Origin of the sequence: Cerasicoccus arenae, from assembly GCF_014651635.1 — a bacterium.
Taxonomy (GTDB): domain Bacteria; phylum Verrucomicrobiota; class Verrucomicrobiia; order Opitutales; family Cerasicoccaceae; genus Cerasicoccus; species Cerasicoccus arenae.
In genome coordinates, this window is the sequence record NZ_BMXG01000018.1 from 69,785 (window position 1) to 89,102 (window position 19,318).

General features: G+C 52.6%; 15 protein-coding genes and 1 pseudogene. 9 read left to right on the forward strand and 7 right to left on the reverse strand.

Annotated elements, in window-relative coordinates; all coding sequences use genetic code 11:
* Nucleotides 1-70: 70 nt before the first annotated feature.
* On the reverse strand, nucleotides 71-1,390 hold the full coding sequence (locus IE065_RS13595) for a tetratricopeptide repeat protein (RefSeq protein WP_189515998.1): 1,320 nt from the start codon (nucleotides 1,388-1,390) through the stop codon (nucleotides 71-73).
* A 123-nt stretch (nucleotides 1,391-1,513) separates the two neighbouring features.
* Here IE065_RS13595 and IE065_RS13600 point away from each other — a divergent pair, with 123 nt between their 5' ends.
* Nucleotides 1,514-4,021, forward strand: a complete 2,508-nt coding sequence (locus tag IE065_RS13600) for a hypothetical protein (RefSeq protein ID WP_189516000.1) — start codon at nucleotides 1,514-1,516, stop codon at nucleotides 4,019-4,021.
* A gap of 7 nt (nucleotides 4,022-4,028) precedes the next feature.
* Here IE065_RS13600 and IE065_RS13605 read toward each other — a convergent pair whose 3' ends face one another.
* Both IE065_RS13605 and IE065_RS13610 read right to left on the reverse strand, forming a co-directional pair.
* A complete protein-coding gene (locus tag IE065_RS13605; protein WP_189516002.1) occupies nucleotides 4,029-4,706 on the reverse strand; it encodes an Hsp33 family molecular chaperone HslO in 678 nt (225 codons plus the stop codon).
* Between the two features lie 266 nt (nucleotides 4,707-4,972).
* Complete coding sequence (locus tag IE065_RS13610; protein ID WP_200163191.1) at nucleotides 4,973-5,998, reverse strand: polysaccharide deacetylase family protein; 1,026 nt, start codon at nucleotides 5,996-5,998, stop codon at nucleotides 4,973-4,975.
* A gap of 382 nt (nucleotides 5,999-6,380) precedes the next feature.
* Here IE065_RS13610 and IE065_RS18425 point away from each other — a divergent pair.
* From IE065_RS18425 to IE065_RS13635, 6 genes and pseudogenes are all read left to right on the forward strand, one after another.
* Nucleotides 6,381-6,479 (forward strand): annotated as a pseudogene (locus IE065_RS18425) (hypothetical protein); the annotation flags it as partial.
* Nucleotides 6,480-6,590: 111 nt separating this feature from the next.
* Entirely contained in the window at nucleotides 6,591-6,971 is a 381-nt protein-coding gene (locus tag IE065_RS13615; protein WP_229792121.1) for a hypothetical protein, read from the forward strand.
* A 35-nt stretch (nucleotides 6,972-7,006) separates the two neighbouring features.
* On the forward strand, nucleotides 7,007-7,642 hold the full coding sequence (locus tag IE065_RS13620; RefSeq protein WP_189516006.1) for a PulJ/GspJ family protein: 636 nt from the start codon (nucleotides 7,007-7,009) through the stop codon (nucleotides 7,640-7,642).
* A 1-nt stretch (nucleotide 7,643) separates the two neighbouring features.
* Entirely contained in the window at nucleotides 7,644-10,097 is a 2,454-nt protein-coding gene (locus tag IE065_RS13625) for a pilus assembly PilX family protein (RefSeq protein WP_189516008.1), read from the forward strand.
* Nucleotides 10,098-10,108: 11 nt separating this feature from the next.
* Complete coding sequence (locus IE065_RS13630; RefSeq protein ID WP_189516010.1) at nucleotides 10,109-10,867, forward strand: hypothetical protein; 759 nt, start codon at nucleotides 10,109-10,111, stop codon at nucleotides 10,865-10,867.
* A gap of 89 nt (nucleotides 10,868-10,956) precedes the next feature.
* Entirely contained in the window at nucleotides 10,957-12,153 is a 1,197-nt protein-coding gene (locus IE065_RS13635; RefSeq protein WP_189516012.1) for an aromatic ring-hydroxylating oxygenase subunit alpha, read from the forward strand.
* 44 nt (nucleotides 12,154-12,197) lie between these two features.
* Here IE065_RS13635 and IE065_RS13640 read toward each other — a convergent pair whose 3' ends face one another.
* From IE065_RS13640 to IE065_RS13650, 3 genes are all read right to left on the reverse strand, one after another.
* Nucleotides 12,198-14,525 (reverse strand): ATP-dependent DNA helicase, encoded by a 2,328-nt coding sequence (locus tag IE065_RS13640; protein WP_189516014.1) that lies wholly within the window; start codon nucleotides 14,523-14,525, stop codon nucleotides 12,198-12,200.
* A gap of 151 nt (nucleotides 14,526-14,676) precedes the next feature.
* Nucleotides 14,677-15,279: a PEP-CTERM sorting domain-containing protein gene (locus IE065_RS13645; RefSeq protein ID WP_189516016.1), complete on the reverse strand. Its 603-nt coding sequence runs from the start codon at nucleotides 15,277-15,279 to the stop codon at nucleotides 14,677-14,679.
* 131 nt (nucleotides 15,280-15,410) lie between these two features.
* On the reverse strand, nucleotides 15,411-15,731 hold the full coding sequence (locus IE065_RS13650) for an ArsR/SmtB family transcription factor (RefSeq protein ID WP_189516018.1): 321 nt from the start codon (nucleotides 15,729-15,731) through the stop codon (nucleotides 15,411-15,413).
* A gap of 110 nt (nucleotides 15,732-15,841) precedes the next feature.
* Here IE065_RS13650 and IE065_RS13655 point away from each other — a divergent pair, with 110 nt between their 5' ends.
* Nucleotides 15,842-17,029, forward strand: coding sequence for a KamA family radical SAM protein (locus IE065_RS13655; RefSeq protein ID WP_189516020.1), 1,188 nt, complete (start codon nucleotides 15,842-15,844; stop codon nucleotides 17,027-17,029).
* Nucleotides 17,030-17,103: 74 nt separating this feature from the next.
* Nucleotides 17,104-18,543 carry a sugar porter family MFS transporter gene (locus IE065_RS13660; RefSeq protein ID WP_378080601.1) on the forward strand — a complete coding sequence of 480 codons (1,440 nt, stop codon included), beginning with the start codon at nucleotides 17,104-17,106 and terminating at the stop codon, nucleotides 18,541-18,543.
* A gap of 50 nt (nucleotides 18,544-18,593) precedes the next feature.
* Here the strand turns inward: IE065_RS13660 and IE065_RS13665 are convergent, their stop codons facing one another.
* The gene (locus tag IE065_RS13665) at nucleotides 18,594-19,043 is read right to left on the reverse strand and encodes a hypothetical protein (protein WP_189516024.1); all 450 of its coding nucleotides are present in this window, start codon (nucleotides 19,041-19,043) and stop codon (nucleotides 18,594-18,596) included.
* Nucleotides 19,044-19,318: the final 275 nt, after the last annotated feature.

A 19,318-nucleotide genomic window follows, 5' to 3' on the forward strand; every position in this document is an offset into this window, starting at 1 on the left:
AAGATTAAAGGAATCCACCTGACTCGATTTTCCACTTCTACCCGTATCTGGGTGCAGAACCCATCTACCGTTAATTGCACTTGGCCAGCATCAGACCATCGAGTGGTGTGCGGGCTTTCGCTGGAGCAATCAGATCGTAGAAAGCAAGTGCCTCCGCTTTGCGCCCCGACTCAGCTAAGGCATTGAAATGCGCCAACCGGAAAAGATCGTCCTGCGCGTCGCTCCCCCCTACCCGAGGAAGGAGTGTGGCAATCGGCTCGATCAGCGAAACTGCACGAGCAGCATCTCCCCTGCCCCAATGTCCGCACGCTTCCACAAAATCAGCACCGACCGGGAGCCAGATTTCGCGTGCTTCATAGTCATCCTGAGCGGCACGTTCCCGAGCGCGGGCAATGGCGAATTCTACCGCATCCGACTGCCCTGTCCGCGCCAGCGTATAGGCGTAGTGCCCCTCCAAGAAAGGGATGAGACACTCGCCAGCATGTGGGGCACACTTGGCCGCTACTTCTGCCCAAACGTCGTCCGCCGATTGGCCAGCCATATCCATGCGCCAAAGCAGCGCAATGGCATCAATCTGTTCGCCCACATCACCTGGACTCAGCCCCCAAATATCCTGACGCAGCACACGATCGTTCGCTGCCCAATCCGTTTCTTCCAGATAAAATAATGCCTGATGCCAAGCGTTGTGAGCATGAATGCCACGGAGAGAGTTTTTCCAAAACGGGGCGAAGCGCTCCATTTCACGAACACCTTCCTCGATTTTCCCCGTGCGGATGAGCACATGTGCCAGCGTATGATGCGACCATGGTTGACTAGGGTCTTGCTCCAGAGATCGCTCTGCCGCCGCACGCGCCTCTTCGTAGCGAGCACTCAATTCAAAGGCGAATGACAGCATCGACAGAAAGCCGGGGTGGTCCCCATTTGCCTCTCGCAAACGCATCATGTGCCACAAGAATCGTTCCCCGCAATAATGTTGCCCAAAGCAGTAATAGAGAAACTCCGATACTTTCGCCGCCACAAGGTCGCGCGGATGGTCAATCGTTAATGCCTCCAGCTTTTCCAGCGCGGCGTTATACTCGCTAAGCTGGAAGTGCTCGATTGATTCGACGAAAAGAATTTCTCGCGCACTCGCACCATAGAGGCAACGCCGAGCCTGAACCAGAAATGGTTTTGCCTCCTCAACCTGAGGTGCCGCCTGCGCGTAGAGCATGCCCAAGGCAGCATATGCCTGTATGAGCGGCGTTTCGGGGAATTGTTTGGCCTCAGTGAATATATCGACCAGTTGCGGCGTCAGCCCTAGCATATTGACCTCAAATCGCTCAATCGCCGCAAGTGCATCCAGCGATTCCGCCCATACAGACAAGCCCCGCTGCGTTTGATATTCTGGCATAGCAGGAACGTAATCGCCCAAGGCTGGATTGCAACATTGAAGCTAAGTGCAAATCATCCACAAGCATAGCTGTAACATCACGCATCATTGACATCAGCCTATCGTTAGCCAATACAATCAAACATGCTTAAACGGCTCATATTGGCGTCACTGGTGGTATTACTGGGTGTCTGCATCTCCCATGCTGATCTCGAGAACTTTGTCGTCGATAAGAGAGCGATCTACTACCAGACAGAACCAAGCATCGCTCTCGTCCCAGCCTATGGCGCTTACCTCGATTACTACTTTGATCTGGTTGGCAACCCCAATCTCTACAGTGCCAGTTTTTCAGCAAATCTCCACGAAGAACCGATCCAGTTCAAGGACGATTACCAGTGGCGCGGGTATCGCGCATTTAGCACGCTGACGAATTTGAAGAGCACATATCCCAACACCCAATTCTACGATTTCACTACTTGGCTCTTTGCCCAAGGCAACAAAGTCAGCCAAGGCATTTTTAGCTCACCGGCTAATTTTCCGGACTATGCACCGGTAATAAATAATTACAACAACGCCCAATCGATCTTCGCTACCAGCAAGTTCACTTTCAGTATGCAAAGATCAGCCAGCGGATTCGCGGGGAGTGGTTTCGTTAACTACATACAGTTGACCCTCTTCGATCCAGTGACGCTCAACATCATCTATGACGGGCTGTACGACAAGTATGACCAGTTGCTCGATGTCCCTGGGAATACGCTAAGCAGCAACCGTAATTACTTCGCACGTATCCGGTACATCAGCCCAAGCGCACTCAACCCAGCCAGCAATTTTAGCGAGTACGCGGTGCTTTCGCGTTACCTACGGGAAACCTGGCTTCGCATTAGTACCACGGGCTCGGCACCAAGCCTCGTCCCGACCTTGTCCCGCAGCTACCACTGGGCGCAGGAGAGCGCAGACAACCTTTTCGCCACGCCTGACGAGAACGTCATCACGGTCAAGATTCCACGCCCAGCCTTAGACGACTTGGGCCAAGCGACCCTAAGCAGGCTAGACATCCGCCAAACATTTGAGCTTCCGGACAATGACGACCCTGACTACGCCTTTGCCCTCGACTTGACTGGCGACGACTTGGACAGCGGGTTGTTCTCCGTCGGCTGGCAATGGAACTCAGGTGTAACCCGTGCCGAAATCGCCAACTGCGATTGGCCAGCCCCCGCTATTGGCCCCGAAATCCTCAACTGGGAAGCTTGCCAAGAAATCGCGCCAATGGTCGATTTCACTGTGTCCGTTCAACAGCCTGACAATGCCCCGAATGACCTCAACGCCACGTTAGAATTTCGCGACTTGGACGACGTTTTAGTAGCGACGGTCGAATCTACCGTCAATGCCAACGACGGCATAATCGAGGTGATCATCCCAGGAAACACCCTTAACGGAAGCCAAGATTTCATCGCCAAACTAATCCTCGAACCGAACGCGATTCCCACAGTCGGAATTGACCAGAAAGTCATAAACATTGTCGAGTTCCCCATTGCAACGGACATGGCGATTTGGCCAGGAGTGAAGTCCGCCGGGCTTTATCGTGGGTATTATTTTGATAACGAAACCGGAGAACCCGACACGTCCATTCGTGCAAGTTTTTCCGCGATCATCACAGAAGACATCGCAGGTGATATCGATTCCGCCAGCATCGAACGCCAGATCACCAGCATCATTGTCCCCAAGGCCAGCGGAGAATATCAGCTGAGCCGCGTCCCCGTTATTGCCGACGAATTCAGGCTGAGCCGATACTTTACCAGCGAAAGTGCGATGCTGGATGATTACCCCAATGCCGTCTATCAATTGAAAACAATCATTGATACTGAACAAAGCCAGGCGAATATTGCGCTTCAGGATTTACCCAACTCGGTACCGACCATTCAGGTAAACACCAACTACTTCCAGGACGGCCTCGACCCAAGCCTTCCCATTGCCATCAACTGGACCGGTATCGACGCTTCGGGCGACAACGTGACCGTCGAAGTGCGCGTAAATAGCCAGACGCCCAGTGCCTCAGAAAATGAAGTCGATGTGATTCGATTAGAAAACATCGCGGCTGACGGATTAAGCGGGTTCATCCCAGCCAATATTTTGCCGGCTAATACTGAGTTTAACATCTACATTGTCTTCCGCCGCAACCTGCAAGTTAACTCAACACAATTTGCCGATGCGGAAATCATTCTCGGCGATGAACACTTCACCAACGCAACGCTGACAACCAGCTCCGCGAACTACCACAACTGGCTCGCCAACTTTCTCAATGAAGAACAGCTAAACGACCCTGCCTACACTTTGCCAACGGCCAATCCAGACGGCGATCCGTTTAATAACATTCAGGAATACGCGCTGAATTTCAATCCGCTGACACCGTCCACTCCACCGCAAATCAACGACGTCGGCTCGTCTTATCTCTATGAATTCAACTGGCGTTCCGACAATCCGTTGCTCAATTACGAGGTAGTGTACTCGATAACACTCATCCCCCCATTCACGCCCTATGACGGGACGCCAAGCATCATTTCTGGTAATCCCTATAGCCTAGTCCGCCTGACTTTCCCCGGTAGTACACGGCTCTTCATTCAGTTGATCCTTAACTACGGCACGGCGGAATAACCGACATTCACCGATCCCTCAGCGCGCACCAACCCTCCAGTGCCTCTCGGGTCACGCCATACTTCGCGGAGCAACGAGGACAGTTGACGGCAATGACATCATCACCGCCGAAAAGCTCATCAGCTTGATGACGGAAAATCGGCTCCAATGCGGCAAAGATACGCACATCACTACAACCACAATTCCAACGAATTTTACGTGTCTCGATGTGGTGTAAGTCTTCGCGCTCGTCGAGCAGCATAACGTCCTCTGGTTGCACGCGGTAGAACCAATCGCGATTCCAATCTGGATGTGCGGTGAGTAGCGCATACTGCGTATCGGACAATGCAAAGAATCGCGCCGGACGTTGTTCACTGCGCTGATAATACTCCTGTGCGGCCAAAAGCGGGTCACGGCCCTCAAAATCGATATAGCTGCGATATGGGTCCTGCCCGCTCTTACCGACTTCCTGATAAAAGCTGTTGTGGTCTGCCTCGGCAACTCCCTCAGTGAATACGCGCCCGGCCACCGTGTCGTCATCGGTGTCGCCGACAAGGAACAGGTTCATCAACGGCTCTTGGAAGTTAATTGTCCACGAGAGCGCCTGCCTCCGTGGCTGCGATACACAGTGCAACGTAAAGCACGCCAACGCCCGCTGAAACATGGTGAGCAGTTCTTGCGGCGGCGCTAGATGATTATCACTCATGTGCCCACGCCATTGCCCCAGCAATGGTGAGAAATCCGCTCGCGTCAGCAGGACGTTTCTCCCTCTCAAAAAGTGTGATTCAACCCGCGTAAGCTCAGACTCCGCAAAATATGATTCTTCCATTACATCGAATTGTTAGCACGTCTGACGTCGGAGCAAGCCTCCGGTAAAAAAACCATACAGCCATAGAGGAGCACCAATGAATTTTGTCGCTGCAATTCGGGCAGACGCTCCAAACGATCAAACAGGGCGAGATCCATCATCATTTAAACAACGGCACCCTGCACGGCAAGTTCGCCGCTACGCCCATCGATCACGCCTTGGTGGACCGCGCAGACCGGGATTGCTGAACGATCAGCGAGCAGCGTTTCTGCCTCTGTCGTGAGATCAAAAAACTCGACGCCCTCGGCTTTAGCACGAGCGAGAAGATCGTCAAACAGCGATGCGTAATGTAGGCCTTCCAACTCGGCGTGAAGCGTATGCACGTGGTCGACGCCCTGTTTGAGCAAACCGATCAAGTAACGGTTGATCTCGTCGTCGGGATACTCCTCACGCCCCAACAACTCGTCGAGCGTCGGCAAAGTCGTGGAGAAATGGAGCGTTTCAAACGTTGTCTCTCCAATGCGTGGAAAGAATGCAATCGGCGCACGCGGCGCTCGTGTAGCCCATGGAGTTGGCCAACGTGTATCGCTCGCCCAAAGCAAATTCGCTGCATCGTAGATGTCTAGGCTGCGCTCATTGCTCTGCCAACCTGGCGCTCCAGCGCAACGGGCAGGTGCATCAAAAATCTCCTCAAAGGTCCACGCCGCGCGCGCATAATCCATTTGAATGCGTTCCAGCCGCATTTTGTGCAAATAATCCTGCCATTTAAAATGGTCCCAACAGTGGATCCCCACGGCAAACCCAGCATCTTGCACCGCGCGCATGGTATCAGCGTTTCGTTTACCGATTTTGGGCGCGGGCAGCAGCGTGCCATTGAGCAAAGTGCGTAAACCGTAGTTCTCCGCAACATTCGTCCGGCGGACCTTTTGCAAAAAACCCGGACGAAAAATCCGACGGATCGCCTTGCCTGTGTTATCTGGGCCCAGCGAGAACAAGAATGTCGCAGACGCTCCATGCTTCTCGCAAATCCTCATCAATGGCTCCACGCCTTCACGCGTTCCACGGTCAGTATCGACGTCAATTTTCAGGGCTAGGCGCATCCCCTCAAATAAGGCGAAAAATGAAGCGGAGTCTACTGAAACTTCACCCACGACGCAGTTCAGCTCAAACTTTAGCCCAGAGACACTCATTATGTATCTAATTTTTCAATACATAGTTAGGTTTTCAAAAATATGTAAATTCCCCAAGCCGCTGGAGCGAGAACTCCCCCCATCTGAACGAAATACAGGCGCTGTATTCATCGCCGAAAGCTTAGAGGTAGCCCAACGCGCTCTATTCAAGCGAATCAAGGTGCCTATGCCCGAAGTCTCCCTCTAAAGCAGGATATTCTCAGTTTACATACGCAAAATTGCTTGGTCAGGCCTCTGCGATTCCCTCTCGAAAACACCCATTGGATAAGCCGCAAATCGGCTTTACTGCTATCGTTAGCAGCTTTCCCTAACGCCGCTCCCGTTAGAGCGTTTTGGCCTTATTTTCTTGTGCCAAAACGCCCTTTGTATATAGTGCGCATTGATGGGAGTGGTTGATCAAAGTTTACCTGAATCGTATCGAACAACTAATTCCGGAAAATCCCGCAATGGTTTTTCCTTAGTTGAGCTATTGATTTCGCTCGCGTTGTTTGGGCTGGTTGCTGCTGGGTTAGCGAGCTTAACCATCCAGACACGAAAGATGTCGGAAACGATCATCTTCGAAGACCAAGTGATTCGATCAGTTAGTAATTTCATGGAAGAAATCCGAGGTGTAGGCCACGGACGTGTTCTTAACGTCTATAAGAAGCCGAACGATGGCTTTGACCTAACGATGCCCGACATCGATGGAATTGGTGGCAACACAAGCATCAATGTGCCGGTGGTAATCATCGACGACACTAGTATCAAATCCGGTTGGACTAATGTCGCGGTCGAAGCGACAACCAAAGATAATAAGGCTACGGCCATTACTGTTGGCCTCCGAATCGAACTCAACAATCACAACAGTTTGGGAACCGAGGACACCAGGGGCATCGAATTAATTATTCACTATCGATGGCAACTACCTTGGGAAAAGGACAATGACTACCGCACCAGCGAAGCGATCGCATACATTGCCGATGAAACACCTTAGCCAATTCCACGCAACGACAACTTACTGACATGCAAATGCGACGACAACCATATCAGACTGGAAAAGGTTTCACTTTAGCGGAAGTCTTGATCGCTGTTACTATTTTTGCTATCGTAATCGCAATATCCAGCCAGTTCTTCATCGATTCCTACGCCACCCTTTATAAGAGCCAAACCGCACTGGAGGCCAATCGCTCTTCCCGTAACTTTCTAGATGTCCTCGCTGAAGATGGCATGGAGGCAGACTCCTTTGTCATCTATAAAGACTACTCCGGCAATGTGAAAAAAAGCCTCCGTATCACGAACGGCAATTCCGGAGACTTTCTAGTCTTAGCTGAAACCGAGTTAGGCACGCTCGAAACTGAATACATCAAGCTCATCGGATACTACGCGCAAAAACGTGAAGTAGATGAGTATTATGACGTGCTCATCTTTGAGTATGACGTGCCCAGTTCATTGAAAACCGAGCCATTGGAAACACTGGTGAACAAGGCGGTCAGCGCATCCAATAACCGACTGCTCTTCGCTCAAGTTAAGCGTATTGGATCAGAAGGGATGTTTATCAACGTCGACAGCGGCAACATTTTTACCTTCCACGGCATCCGAGTCCGTTTTCCGGAGCAGGCCCAGCCCTCAAAAATCCTTCACACCACTATAAACGTTCGTAGTTAACATGAATATTTCAACCCAAGCTTCTCATCATCAGCGTGGCTCAGCCATCATGGTGGTCCTGCTACTAACCACTGCTATTGGCATTATCGCAGGCAGCGTTCTCCGGTCGAGTCTCACTGAAAAAAAGGTCAATGTGCGCAACAGTTTGCGATCGGAGGCATTGCGGGCAGCGGAAATCGGGATTGAGCTAGCTTTCGCCGAATATGTGAATGACGTGGAGACCAATAGTGGGCTATATGCGGCGGCCGTTGCCTCCCCCATCCAGAAAATCGATCTTTCTTCACGCGGCAAGAGTTTGGTCGTGCGCAACAACATCACATCCATTGATGTAAGGTCAGAGTTCGTCCCCTTGCCAGTAAGACGCTTCATTGACGGTGAAGACCCCGCCAACGATGATGATCCGCTGAAAAACAAATTCGTCATCGAAACGAATATTAATCTCTACGCCAAAGTTGAGGCAAAGCGGGGGGGCGAAACCGTCGAAGTTTACCTTGCAAAGACAATGGCCATTCGCGATGCGCCGCTGTTCTCACACGCAATTTTCTTTAACGACGACCTACTCTTTCACCGTAATTTCGATATCGCAGGCGATGTCCACAGCAACGGACACTTGCAACTCAATACGCACAATGGCGACGATCCTCTGAGACTTGGTGAATTAACCACAGCAGTCGGTAACGTTTACCGATTAACGACAGTTGATAGCAGCAATATGGGTAATCGCCTCTCCACTGGCGATAACTTGATCACTGTCAATGGCGACCTTGACTTGGATCATATGAATTATAGCACATCCGGAACCGTTTACTCAAATAACATCCTAGTAAAGTCTGGGGTAGATTCACGAATGAGCGATTGGCTGGAGCATTCACAGAGCACTTTTCATGGCTCACTGATGGACAAGGCCTACGGAGTGCCGGTCTTCAAACCAGTTGGTGCGGAAGACGCACAAAAAGATAATGTTTATACGAAGAACGTCAACGAGCTGAATAACAGTGGCTACGCGCTGATTGAGCCGCTGCTGCCATCCGGGCATTCAGCGGTTAAAAATAACGCCGCTCGTGAAGGTAAAATGGCCGCCAAGGCAGGGCTACTTCTCCGCGTTGAGCAGAATCAGGAATGGGTGCCGCGTGACTACCGCGGACGTTATACCACCAACCCATCCAAGATCGTTAACGATAATGAATATTATGTGGTTAAAGGCTATAAATACACAACACGAGTCGAAGACGGAACTCCAGTCCTCAAATCAGTTTCTCTACCTGACCGCCTAATCGGCACGGCGAACTCCAGCATCTCATCTGTGAATTCAGGGCAGCCCTACCCAGAAAAATATTCTGAATCAAGCTCCGCAGTAACGGGCGGGTTACAAGACACCCGGACGGGACGAAGCATGGACCTAATTACCATGGATGTATCGCGCCTCAAGGAAGTCATTGAAAGCGATCCGAGCAAACTGGATACGAGCGGGAAAAATTTCCGAAACGAGTTTAGTAATACGTCCGACTGGAATGGCGTCGTTTATGTTGAATTTCCAACTTCTACTAATGTTGATAACAGTGCTTCAACTAATAGCACCGATATTAACAGCAAACCCTTTCAATACGGTAGCGCTGAAACCAACATCCCCGAATTGGCTAGCCAATACGGCACTGCCAGTTGGAAACATACTCCAAAATCACGCACAGATGAAATCGTACCAATCGCAGCAGAATTCCGCACACTGGACCCAGCGGATACCGGTATGGGTCTCCAGTTGATTAAGGGATCAAACCTCCCCTCAGTCGGAGGAAATGAAGGCCTGACCGTCGCCACAAACACATCTATGTATGTCGTCGATCATTACAATGCAGATGGCAATTTCCGCACCGGAACCGGCCTGCAATATAACGACGGACGTTATGCGGATGAAGACTCCGGCCACGGCGAAGTACCAGCGGCGCTAATGGCCGACTCCGTCACCCTCCTCAGTGGTGCTTGGCCAAGTAATCGTGCCAATAGTCACAAGGGTTATTCTGGTCAGTCCTCGACCCGCAAAGCGAACGAACCACTCGAAGTTTCCGCCTGCATCGCCTCGGCCGATTATTCCGTCTATGAGTTTTTTGTCCGCTCTTTGGAGAACTGGCAGCACCTACTGAATGATTCAGATGTTGGCGGGCTGGGCCATAAGAATCCCATCGTGGTCAAGGGCTCACTGGTCTCCTTCTGGGACTCAGAGATCCCGCTCATGAAAGATGCCTATGGCCGCGACAAGTCGAAACCAGTAGACAAATACTGGAACGAATTTGCTTCCCACGCTTTCACCACGCCGAGATTCCATCAGTTTCTAGTCGATGGTCGCTTTCCTCCCGGTACACCCACCGCACGCTTCTATGACTTGCGTGAATACATTGTGCTCCACCGCGGAGAAGTGGCTGATAAAACAGAATTAACCAAAGTTGGTTTCACCCTTTGATCGATTCAACAATGCTCCGATTCGCTTACCGCACGATCGCGGTCTTCTGCCTGACCGTGTCCGCCCTCTCCGCCCAAGAGCAACCGGCTCCATATCCAGAGGTATCTCTTTTCACGCCACCGAAAAATCCAGATGTTTATTTTAAACACGAAATAATCACGGTTACCGATGAATACGGCGAAACTCTCGACTTCAATGTACTGACTTCTCGCGACCTCACATTGGAAACACCCCCACTCGATGGGTGGGTCGTTTCGAGTAAAGACCGTTCTCATTCCACAGTATTCAGTCACCCTTTGCTGAATGAATTGAGCCTGACCCTTGATTGCTATAAAACGGAGTCTTGGCCGGAAATTAATGAAAAAGTCTTCCAGGGCCGAATCAACGGCTTAGCAAAAGTGCTCGCCAAGGAAGGCTTCAATCAGTTTTCGGTGAGCACTCAGGAAGAAGACTTCACCGTCACGCCTCCCACCAAAAAACTCCAAATGGCGGATGGCACAGTCGTTGAAGTCCTCAAGCGCGGTCTCACGAAGCCGTTTCGCGTAGCCGACCAGTACGCCTACGAATTGACCGCAAGGAAACTCGATAGCCAAGAAAAGGTTCTTGATGAACGCTTGATCTACGAAACGGTCTGTGTGCACCCAATAGGCTATACTTTTGTCGCGCAGTTGAGCGGTTCGACGGAGCGCGTAGGTGCAATCAAACCTTGGCTGAACCATTTCCTCCTGCATTCTCAGGAGAATGAGTCCGCGCTCGAACTGCGCCAATAGTCCAGTGCCTAAATTTCAGAAGCGGAACGCTTTCTGCTATGGGTTCTTGTTTGCCAAAGGCCAGTTGGCCATTATGGTAATCCCAGCCCATGAGCCATCAGATTCTACACGTCAACGAGCCTACACCTGTCCCTCCTTTCGAGGAACGCGGTAACATCCCTGATATCCGCAAAGCTGGTCTAGACCCCGACTTCTGGTATCCACTGGCCCGTAGTAAGGATGTCGCAATGGGCAAGGCGCGTGCGGTTACTTTTGCTGGCGATCCGATTGCGCTCGTACGCAGCAAGGAAGCTGGCTTATTCGCCGTGGAGGATCGTTGCGCTCACCGCCAAGTCCCACTCAGCGTAGGCGTTGTGGAAGACGGCGGCATTAAGTGCGGCTATCACGGTTGGAAATTTGACTGCACCGGCAGTTGCACCAGCGTTCCCTACTTGGACAAATGCACGCTCCACCCCAATAGTATTAAGGCTTACCCCTGCAAAGAGCGCTATGGGCTGATTTTTGTGTTCCCCGGCGATCCAGCCAAGGCCGACTCCGTTCCTTTTCCAGAAACGCCCGCCGCCGAAGACTCGCGCTACAAAGTCCGCACTCTAGACCGTCGTATCAACTGCCACTGGTCGTTCATGCACGAGAACCTGATGGACATGAACCACCAGTTCCTGCACCGCAAGCTGATGGGCAAGATTCAGACCCGCTTCCTCGGTAAACGCGAGGGCGACAACTGGGTAGAGGTCGATTACTCCTTCTATCGCAAAGGTGGTAAACAAAGCCTTGGCGAAAAAGTCATGATCCAGCGCAGCGGCGGTGCCAAGGAAATCAAAGAGGCAGACGCCAAGGCCGAAGCCGAAGCCCAAGGCATTAAGACGCGCGACATCATGACGATTCGCACCGAGTATCCCTACCAGCGCCTCCGGTTCTGGACCGCAGGCAGCAAGGACCCCGCACTCGATTTGTGGAATCTCTACTTCCCCGTCGACCGCGAACAGCGCATCAATCAAACCTATGGCCTCATGTGCATCCAGCGCCCTGCCAAGGTCGGCTTCCTGCTCGATGTCTTTTGGCCGGCGGTGGTCTGGTTTACCAACGGTATTTTCAGCGAAGACAAGTGGATCTGCGAGCTTGAGCAAGCGGCATTCGATGCTCAGGGCGAAGACTGGAACCACGAGATTTTTCCCGCGATTCAGAGCGTTAGACGTGTCATCACCAGCAACAGCGTCCCAATTCGAGCTAGTTGGAAGGGCAGCAAATCCGCACCGGAACACGTCCGCGCCCGTGCTGAGGCCTAGCCCGCAGAGCTAACTGCCCTGCCTTGCGCTGCCCATTTACACGCTTAAACTTCGCCCTCCAACCACGCGATGAGCTGGTCAAATCGGTAGATGTCCGCTTCTGGCGTATATTCTGGAGCCAGTAGTTCCCGGTAGCTCTGTTCCGCAAACCGGCGGCAATGCAGCACTACACGAGCGCGCTGCCCCGGCGCACGAACTAGACGGCCAAGGGCCTGATTGATCTTCGTCATTGCGGGCAGTTGGTAAACTTCACGGAATGCGCCCTCTCGCCCTAAATGCTCGAACTGTCTCAACTTGGCCTTTTGCACGGGGTTGACCTCGGGCAACGCTGGGCCGACGACCATCGCGTCTTCGATTCGCCCCCCCAAGTGGTCAATACTCTCACTGAAACTGCTCCCCAACACAAAAAACAGCACATGCGCGGTCAGCAGGCTTTCTTCGACGAAAGTCAGTTGGCCATTGAGGTCCACTGAACGGGGCTGCATCGCAATACGAAGCAGGGAATCAAGTTGCCGCACGTAGGACCCCACAGTTTCCGCGTAATGATAGCTCGGAAAAAACACCGCCACTGGCGACGGCGACTGCCGGGTGAGCGTGTGAATCGTTTCCGCCGTTTCCAGATAGTGGCTCGCCCGCGAGCGATAACGGGTATCCACCCGGCAATCAATCGCGATACGATACGCGTCTTCCCGCCAAGGAGCATCCGCACGCAGCAACGGCGCATCCATGCCAAGACGGGCAGTGTAAGATTTTTCCGGACTCAGCGTCGCAGACATCAATACCGCGCTGCCATACTCAACCAAGGCATCAGCCAAATGCGGCGCAGCAGAGAGGCATGTCACCCGCAATGCCCCCCCCCTAGGCGACCAGATCAGCCGCGCAAAACGCTCGTCCGCCAGAAATCCCCGCCAAGATGGAAAGCCAAAAAGGTGCTCCCGCGAGCCTGGGCTAAGACGTTCAGGCTCCAGACGCGTTTGCTGGATGGCGTCGTTGAGATGCGTCAGCAAGTCCAGCGCTTCATAGTCAACGGTCGCCGGATGCTCATCCCGCTCCTTCAGCGTAGCGAGAAAATCCGCCCAATCATCGGCAGCCTTGATTAATTTATAGGGCTGCTCAGTTCCTCTGAGTTCCGCAGCGAGTGCCTCAGCCTCCGCAGTCGTATCGGAGAATGAAAAATTGTCCGCCACGCGAGATGGCAAGTTATGCGCCTCATCAATCACGAGTAGCGTTTGGGCGGGGTCAAAGCCCATCACGCCCTGAAGCACACCACGGTGCCCAGGCGAGAACACGTAGTTGTAATCACAAATCCAAACTTCGGCGAACGCGAGACATGCCTTAGCGATCTCAAACGGGCAAACTCCAGTCAATGCGCCGAGCTGCCGTAGATCATCGACCCCGGTTTTACCTTCTTCAAAAAGCTTTGCTGGGTCGATCCCAGCCAAGTCCCAGGCATCCTCAATGCCTTCCAAACAAGACTCCACCCGTGTGCAGTCGTGGCGCGGCGTGCTAATCGAATGCTCACGCTTACTGCGAAGCTGAAAATGCCGCAGCTCGCCCTCGGCAGGGATCATGGCCTTGAGCTGGCGCACCGCCTGATGCTGACCAGTTGATTTGCCCGTTAGGTAAATAATGCGGTCGCACGTGCCGTCGCGCAAGCGTTCCAAGGCGTGCTGGAGCGCAATGCCAGTCTTACCAAAGCCCGTCGGGGCTTCCAACAGACGCACTGGCGAAATGGTCACGGACTCAGCCAACTCGCGCTGCAGCTTGATCTGTTCCGGGCGAAAAACCGCAAACGCGGGCTTAAACTCAGTGGGCGAAAGGCGTTCACGACGGCGGGACTGTTCTTCGCAAAAAGCCGTGATGCGCTCCAATTGGGTTTCCAGTAACTTGGCGGGATCATCGCGTAGCGGCAAGGTCTGCATAACGCCATCGCCGATGGAGACAAAAAGCAGCTCACCGCGAATCTCTCCCGTAAACGCCGAGCTAAACCCCGCCAGCAAACAATAGACGGCGATTTGGCGGCGGTATTCCGGGTAGGCGTTGGCCAGATCTTCCTCGGCCATGGGCAACGGGAGACTGGTGGTCTTGACTTCGCGGAGCAGCGTCACGCCGTTTTTCTCAATGATCTGGTCAATGCGGCCATTGATCTCCAGCGTCCAGTTACGCCGACGCAGAACCCCCGCAATGACCACCTCAAAGCGAGCATCGGGCACAGCAGACTGCGTGCGAATTTCCAAATCGCGATGCCAAGCCGTTCCCAACGCAGTGCGCCATTGCCCGGTGAAGCCGCGCCTAGACTCCGGCCCCAGCCGAAACTCCGCCACTTCACGCGCACTCAGGCTGACCCGGCGCTCTCCCTCATGGATTCGCATGTCATGACGGTGTGGCTTTCCTGAGGCAGGTCAAATATTCATCAACGCAGAATACAGTTCCAGACTTCCAGACAAGAAAAAGTCGTGAACCACAGAGGGCTCACGACTGTCAAAGTCTTGGGCGAAATCAACCCACGTCATAAAGCTGATTTTACGCGGATTCGGCGGACTTAGTGCTCCGACGGCGACGGTAGAAGACGAAACCGGTCAGGCCTACAGCGGAAATGATCATCAGATAAGTGGACGGCTCAGGAATTACCGCAACACCTACGGCTTGCCACTGTCCAAAGACTGAACCAACTGGAGTACTATCACCGCCCTGAATGTTACCCGTTGCTCCTGACAAGGGCAACAAGCCCGCCACACCGCTCAGGTTAAAGGTTACTGACCCAGAAAAGGGAATCTCCCCAGCTACTATCGAAATGGGATCACTCGAATCAGCCGCATAAATATTTAGATTATCACCTGAGAAAACGAAATCTCCATACAAAAACGAATCCATGACAACACCATCCAAGGACAATGCACTTGGTAGTAAGGAATTACCATTGACGACACCAACCGCAGAGGTGAAAAAATCGATTAAGTTTATGCCTTCTTCTGCGCTATAGCCGGATGAGTTTGCAGAGGCTACATTGGGAACAGCCGTGAAGACAACTGCGCTGGGATCGGAGACATCGATTTCTAAGATCAACGCCGCCGGTAATTGAGAACACAGACAAAGTGCTGCGATTAGTATATGGAATAATTTCATAATAGAGATAGTCCTTCATACCACTAACAGGGCAAAATACCAGCATTAATATTGGTTAATCTAGGGACTTATGGGCTTAGTATTTAACCAACAATAAGCACTTTGCCCCAGCAGCCGATCTTGGGCAGTGATTACAACCCTAAAACTTCCACTGATTCATCCCCCCCCAGAAGCTGGCCAAGACGCTCGATGATATCCTTGGCAGCATCGCGGTCGACCCAGTAAAAGCAATCGCGGCACATCTTCTTATGCTGCACAACACCTGCCTGACGCAAGACGCGCAAATGGTGCGAAATGGTGGGCTGGGCTAGGCCCAGTTTCTCAGCTATTTGGGAGACATTGTTGCCATGCTCGCAATTAGCGGAATCAGGCAGCATACGCAGAATACGCAGGCGGGTGACGTCTCCAATCGCCCACAGTTGCTTCGCCAACTCATCTTCTAAATCCTGCATTACCACTAAATAGAACCGCCAATGGCTCGCTTGGCAAACGTATAGATGAATTTATATATTTAAATTCTTATTTGCATTATTTCATTTTTTGAACAGGGTGTTATCTTACCATGAATTCCTCTGATAAACCATCAAACTGGTACCGCGGCCAAGGCCACTGGGCAGATGTCCCCGCTGAAAACTGGCTGAACTGGAAATGGCAGTTAAAAAACCGCATTACCAAGGTTGAACAGCTCGAACAATACCTGGAGCTAACGCCTGACGAAAAGGCCGCCTGCTACTTTTCCAATCAAAAGCTCGCGCTCGCGATTACTCCTTACTTCTTTAATCTCATCGACGTCAACGACCCGAACTGCCCCATCCGGCGGCAGATCATCCCGCATGGCGGCGAGATGAAAACGGCCCCCGAGGAACTGCTGGACCCCGTCGGCGAGGACGGCGATATGCCCGTCAAAGGCCTCGTGCATCGCTACCCCGACCGAGTCTTGTTCCTGGTGACGGACCGCTGCGCTTCGTATTGCCGCTATTGCACCCGGAGTCGTCTGGTTTCCAATGCGCAGGACTATAATTTTCACCCCGAGTTTGAGAGTGGCCTGAAATACATTGAGGAGCACCCTGAGGTGCGTGATGTCCTGCTCTCTGGCGGCGACCCGCTACTCCTTTCCAACAAGAAGCTCGACTACCTGCTTGGGCGCCTCAAGGCCATCCCGCACGTCGAGTTTGTCCGCATCGGCTCGCGTATCCCCATTTTTCTGCCTCAGCGCATTGACGAGGATTTGTGCGAGATTTTCAAAAAGCACGGCCCGATCTGGATGTCTATCCATGTGAATCACCCGCGCGAATGCACGCAGGAGCTTTACCAAGCCACCGAACGTTTGAGCTTCTCCGGGGTGCCGCTCGGCAACCAGAGCGTCTTGCTCAAGGGAGTCAATGATGACCCCGATGTCATGAAGTCTCTCGTTCACCGCCTGTTGATGATGCGCGTGCGGCCCTATTACCTTTACCAGTGCGATTTGATCACGGGCAGCCGGCACCTGCGGGCCGACGTGCGTAAGGGCATTGAGATCATCCAGCACCTTCGCGGCCACACCACTGGCTATGCCGTACCACAGTTCGTCATCGACGCACCTGGCGGCGGTGGCAAAGTGCCAATAAATCCCGATTACGTAGAAGAAATAACCGACGATGAGGTTATCATGCGCAATTTCGAGGGTCGCCAATATCGTTATCCACTGGTCGCTGGACGCAAGGCCGTCAATATTGATGCCGCGCCAACGCCGGAACCATTACTGGTATAATTCCGGTAAAGAAAGCCTTTATCACGGCAACTCCCACGACGCTTGACAATGCTCGGAGGTAACTTTAGCAATTGATTACCTCTCAATTGCTTATGCTTCGTGAAAACACTCCATCCGACGCCAAAGTTAACTTTGGCTTTATTATCCTAATTTCCAGCGTCGCCGCACTCGGCGGCTTCCTGTTCGGCTACGATAGCGGCTGTATTAATGGTGCCATTGATGCGCTACAGGTAGCCTTTAACGCCAGTAACCTCGGCAGCGGCTTTAATGTGGCCTCAATGCTTCTCGGTTGTGCGGTCGGTGCCTTTATGGCGGGCGGCTTGGCGGATAAGTTCGGACGCCGCCCCACCCTATTCGTCTCGGCTATCTTATTTGGTATCAGCGCTTTTGGGTCAGGCATTGCGGGCGGTTCCCTCGTATTTATCATGTTCCGCCTGATTGGGGGCTTCGCCGTGGGCGCAGCCAGTATTATCAGCCCTGCCTATATCAGCGAGATCGCGCCCGCCGCCTATCGCGGACGCCTCTCCAGCCTGCAACAGCTCGCCATTGTGCTGGGCCTATTCTTAGCGTTTTTAAGTAATTACCTGATCGCAGCAGCGGCAGGCGGTGCCAGCGAAACATTCTGGCTGGGCTATGAGGCTTGGCGCTGGATGTTTTGGGTGGAGTTGATTCCAGTGGCGCTGTTTGGCCTTGGCCTGTTTTTAATTCCGGAATCTCCGCGCTACTTGGTGGCAGTCGGACGTAAGGAAGAAGCACAGGTTATTTTAGGAAAAATCTCTCATCCCGATGATGCTGCCAATAAGGTCGCCAGCATCCAAAAAACCGTCAGCTCGGAGCGCAAACCCAAGCTCAGCGACATCTTTAAGGATGGAACCAAAAAACTACATCCAATTGTCTGGGTAGGCCTTGCAATTGCTGCCCTACAGCAATTAGTCGGCATCAATGTCGTGTTTTATTACGGCGCAGTCCTATGGAAGACGGCTGGTTTTTCGGAAGCTGACGCGCTCAAAATCAACGTGATTGGTGGCATTATCAACGTTGTCTCTACGGTCGTCGCCATTGCGCTAGTCGACAAATGGGGCCGTAAACCCCTCTTGCTTACTGGCTCGGCGGGGATGGCAATTTTCTTGGGCGTGTTAGCGGTCATCTTTGGTACGGCCAATGTCGATGCCGCAGGCGATCTTCAGTTGAGCGGCTCAGCGGGTACTGTGGCGCTAATCTGCGCTAACTGCTATATCATTATGTTCGGTATTTCCTGGGGCCCAGTCATGTGGGTCATGCTCGGTGAAATGTTTCCCAACCGCATCCGTGGCGCAGCCTTGGCCGTCGCAGGCCTCAGCCAATGGATCACGAACTTCGCCGTCACCATGACTTTCCCTATCTTGCTGGCCAGTATTGGTCTCGGGGGCGCTTATGGGCTCTATGCTGGCTTTGCCCTGATCTCGTTTTTCATCGTCAAGGCCATCGTCCGTGAAACCAAAGGTCGGACACTCGAAGACATGCAGGCAGACTAATTCTCCACACATCTCGTTTAGGCGCACCTATAGGTGCCATCTGAAGGTCATCAACTGACTAGACCAGACGACGCAATCACAAAGCCCATCACGCCGCCGTAAACTACGTGCGCCAAGCCGTGCGTAAAACCCACGACCCAAGTTGCGTTCTGGAACTCCGGCAAGGGATGGAAATCGGACACCGACGCCACTAGCCCAACGGCCACAATTGCACCATGCAGGACGCCAAACAGCATGCCCAGCAGTAAAATCGTCCCAAAGCCATGTACCCCAATCGCCATCAGGCCCCAAGTATAGATTAATCCAAAAAACACGCCAGATGCCACGTGGATGATCAGCCCAACCTGAGCCGCCCTCTCCCGCGAATGCGTCAACAAGCTGCCCAAAGCAACGATCATGTTCCCTTTGGTAATACCCGTGCGCTCAAAGAAAAATAAAAGCCCCGAAAACGCCGCAGTGGCCAATAACCCGCCAAAACAGCCAAAAAAGAGAAAGCTCACTATTAGATTTGCTGGATCCATGCATTAACCATACTGTTACAAGCAGCTTAAGTCAACTCTGGCAACTTTTGCCAATAAATGCTGTTCTATCCCTTGCATGAAGCGCCAATCAACAGCTCTCGTCCTCGGAGCCCTCGTCATTATCAGCGTGGGGGCCTCATTCTGGCTGGGTAAAAAGACCCGCGAGGCAGCCCCCCCCCCCCCCTCTCAGAGCGAACCTAGCTCCCTAAACGCAAAAAATCCCCCCTCCCCTTTTGCGGACTCCACCCGGCATA

What these genes read in the sequence shown, in the direction of transcription:
- IE065_RS13635 (WP_189516012.1), top strand. Translation starts at nt 10,957, where the DNA reads ATGAGCCATCAGATTCTACACGTCAACGAGCCTACACCTGTCCCTCCT.
- IE065_RS13655 (WP_189516020.1), top strand. Translation starts at nt 15,842, where the DNA reads ATGAATTCCTCTGATAAACCATCAAACTGGTACCGCGGCCAAGGCCAC.
- IE065_RS13605 (WP_189516002.1), bottom strand. Translation starts at nt 4,706, where the DNA reads ATGAGTGATAATCATCTAGCGCCGCCGCAAGAACTGCTCACCATGTTT.
- IE065_RS13600 (WP_189516000.1), top strand. Translation starts at nt 1,514, where the DNA reads ATGCTTAAACGGCTCATATTGGCGTCACTGGTGGTATTACTGGGTGTC.
- IE065_RS13640 (WP_189516014.1), bottom strand. Translation starts at nt 14,525, where the DNA reads ATGCGAATCCATGAGGGAGAGCGCCGGGTCAGCCTGAGTGCGCGTGAA.
- IE065_RS13615 (WP_229792121.1), top strand. Translation starts at nt 6,591, where the DNA reads ATGGAAGAAATCCGAGGTGTAGGCCACGGACGTGTTCTTAACGTCTAT.
- IE065_RS13610 (WP_200163191.1), bottom strand. Translation starts at nt 5,998, where the DNA reads ATGAGTGTCTCTGGGCTAAAGTTTGAGCTGAACTGCGTCGTGGGTGAA.
- IE065_RS13650 (WP_189516018.1), bottom strand. Translation starts at nt 15,731, where the DNA reads ATGCAGGATTTAGAAGATGAGTTGGCGAAGCAACTGTGGGCGATTGGA.
- IE065_RS13620 (WP_189516006.1), top strand. Translation starts at nt 7,007, where the DNA reads ATGCGACGACAACCATATCAGACTGGAAAAGGTTTCACTTTAGCGGAA.
- IE065_RS13595 (WP_189515998.1), bottom strand. Translation starts at nt 1,390, where the DNA reads ATGCCAGAATATCAAACGCAGCGGGGCTTGTCTGTATGGGCGGAATCG.
- IE065_RS13645 (WP_189516016.1), bottom strand. Translation starts at nt 15,279, where the DNA reads ATGAAATTATTCCATATACTAATCGCAGCACTTTGTCTGTGTTCTCAA.
- IE065_RS13630 (WP_189516010.1), top strand. Translation starts at nt 10,109, where the DNA reads ATGCTCCGATTCGCTTACCGCACGATCGCGGTCTTCTGCCTGACCGTG.
- IE065_RS13625 (WP_189516008.1), top strand. Translation starts at nt 7,644, where the DNA reads ATGAATATTTCAACCCAAGCTTCTCATCATCAGCGTGGCTCAGCCATC.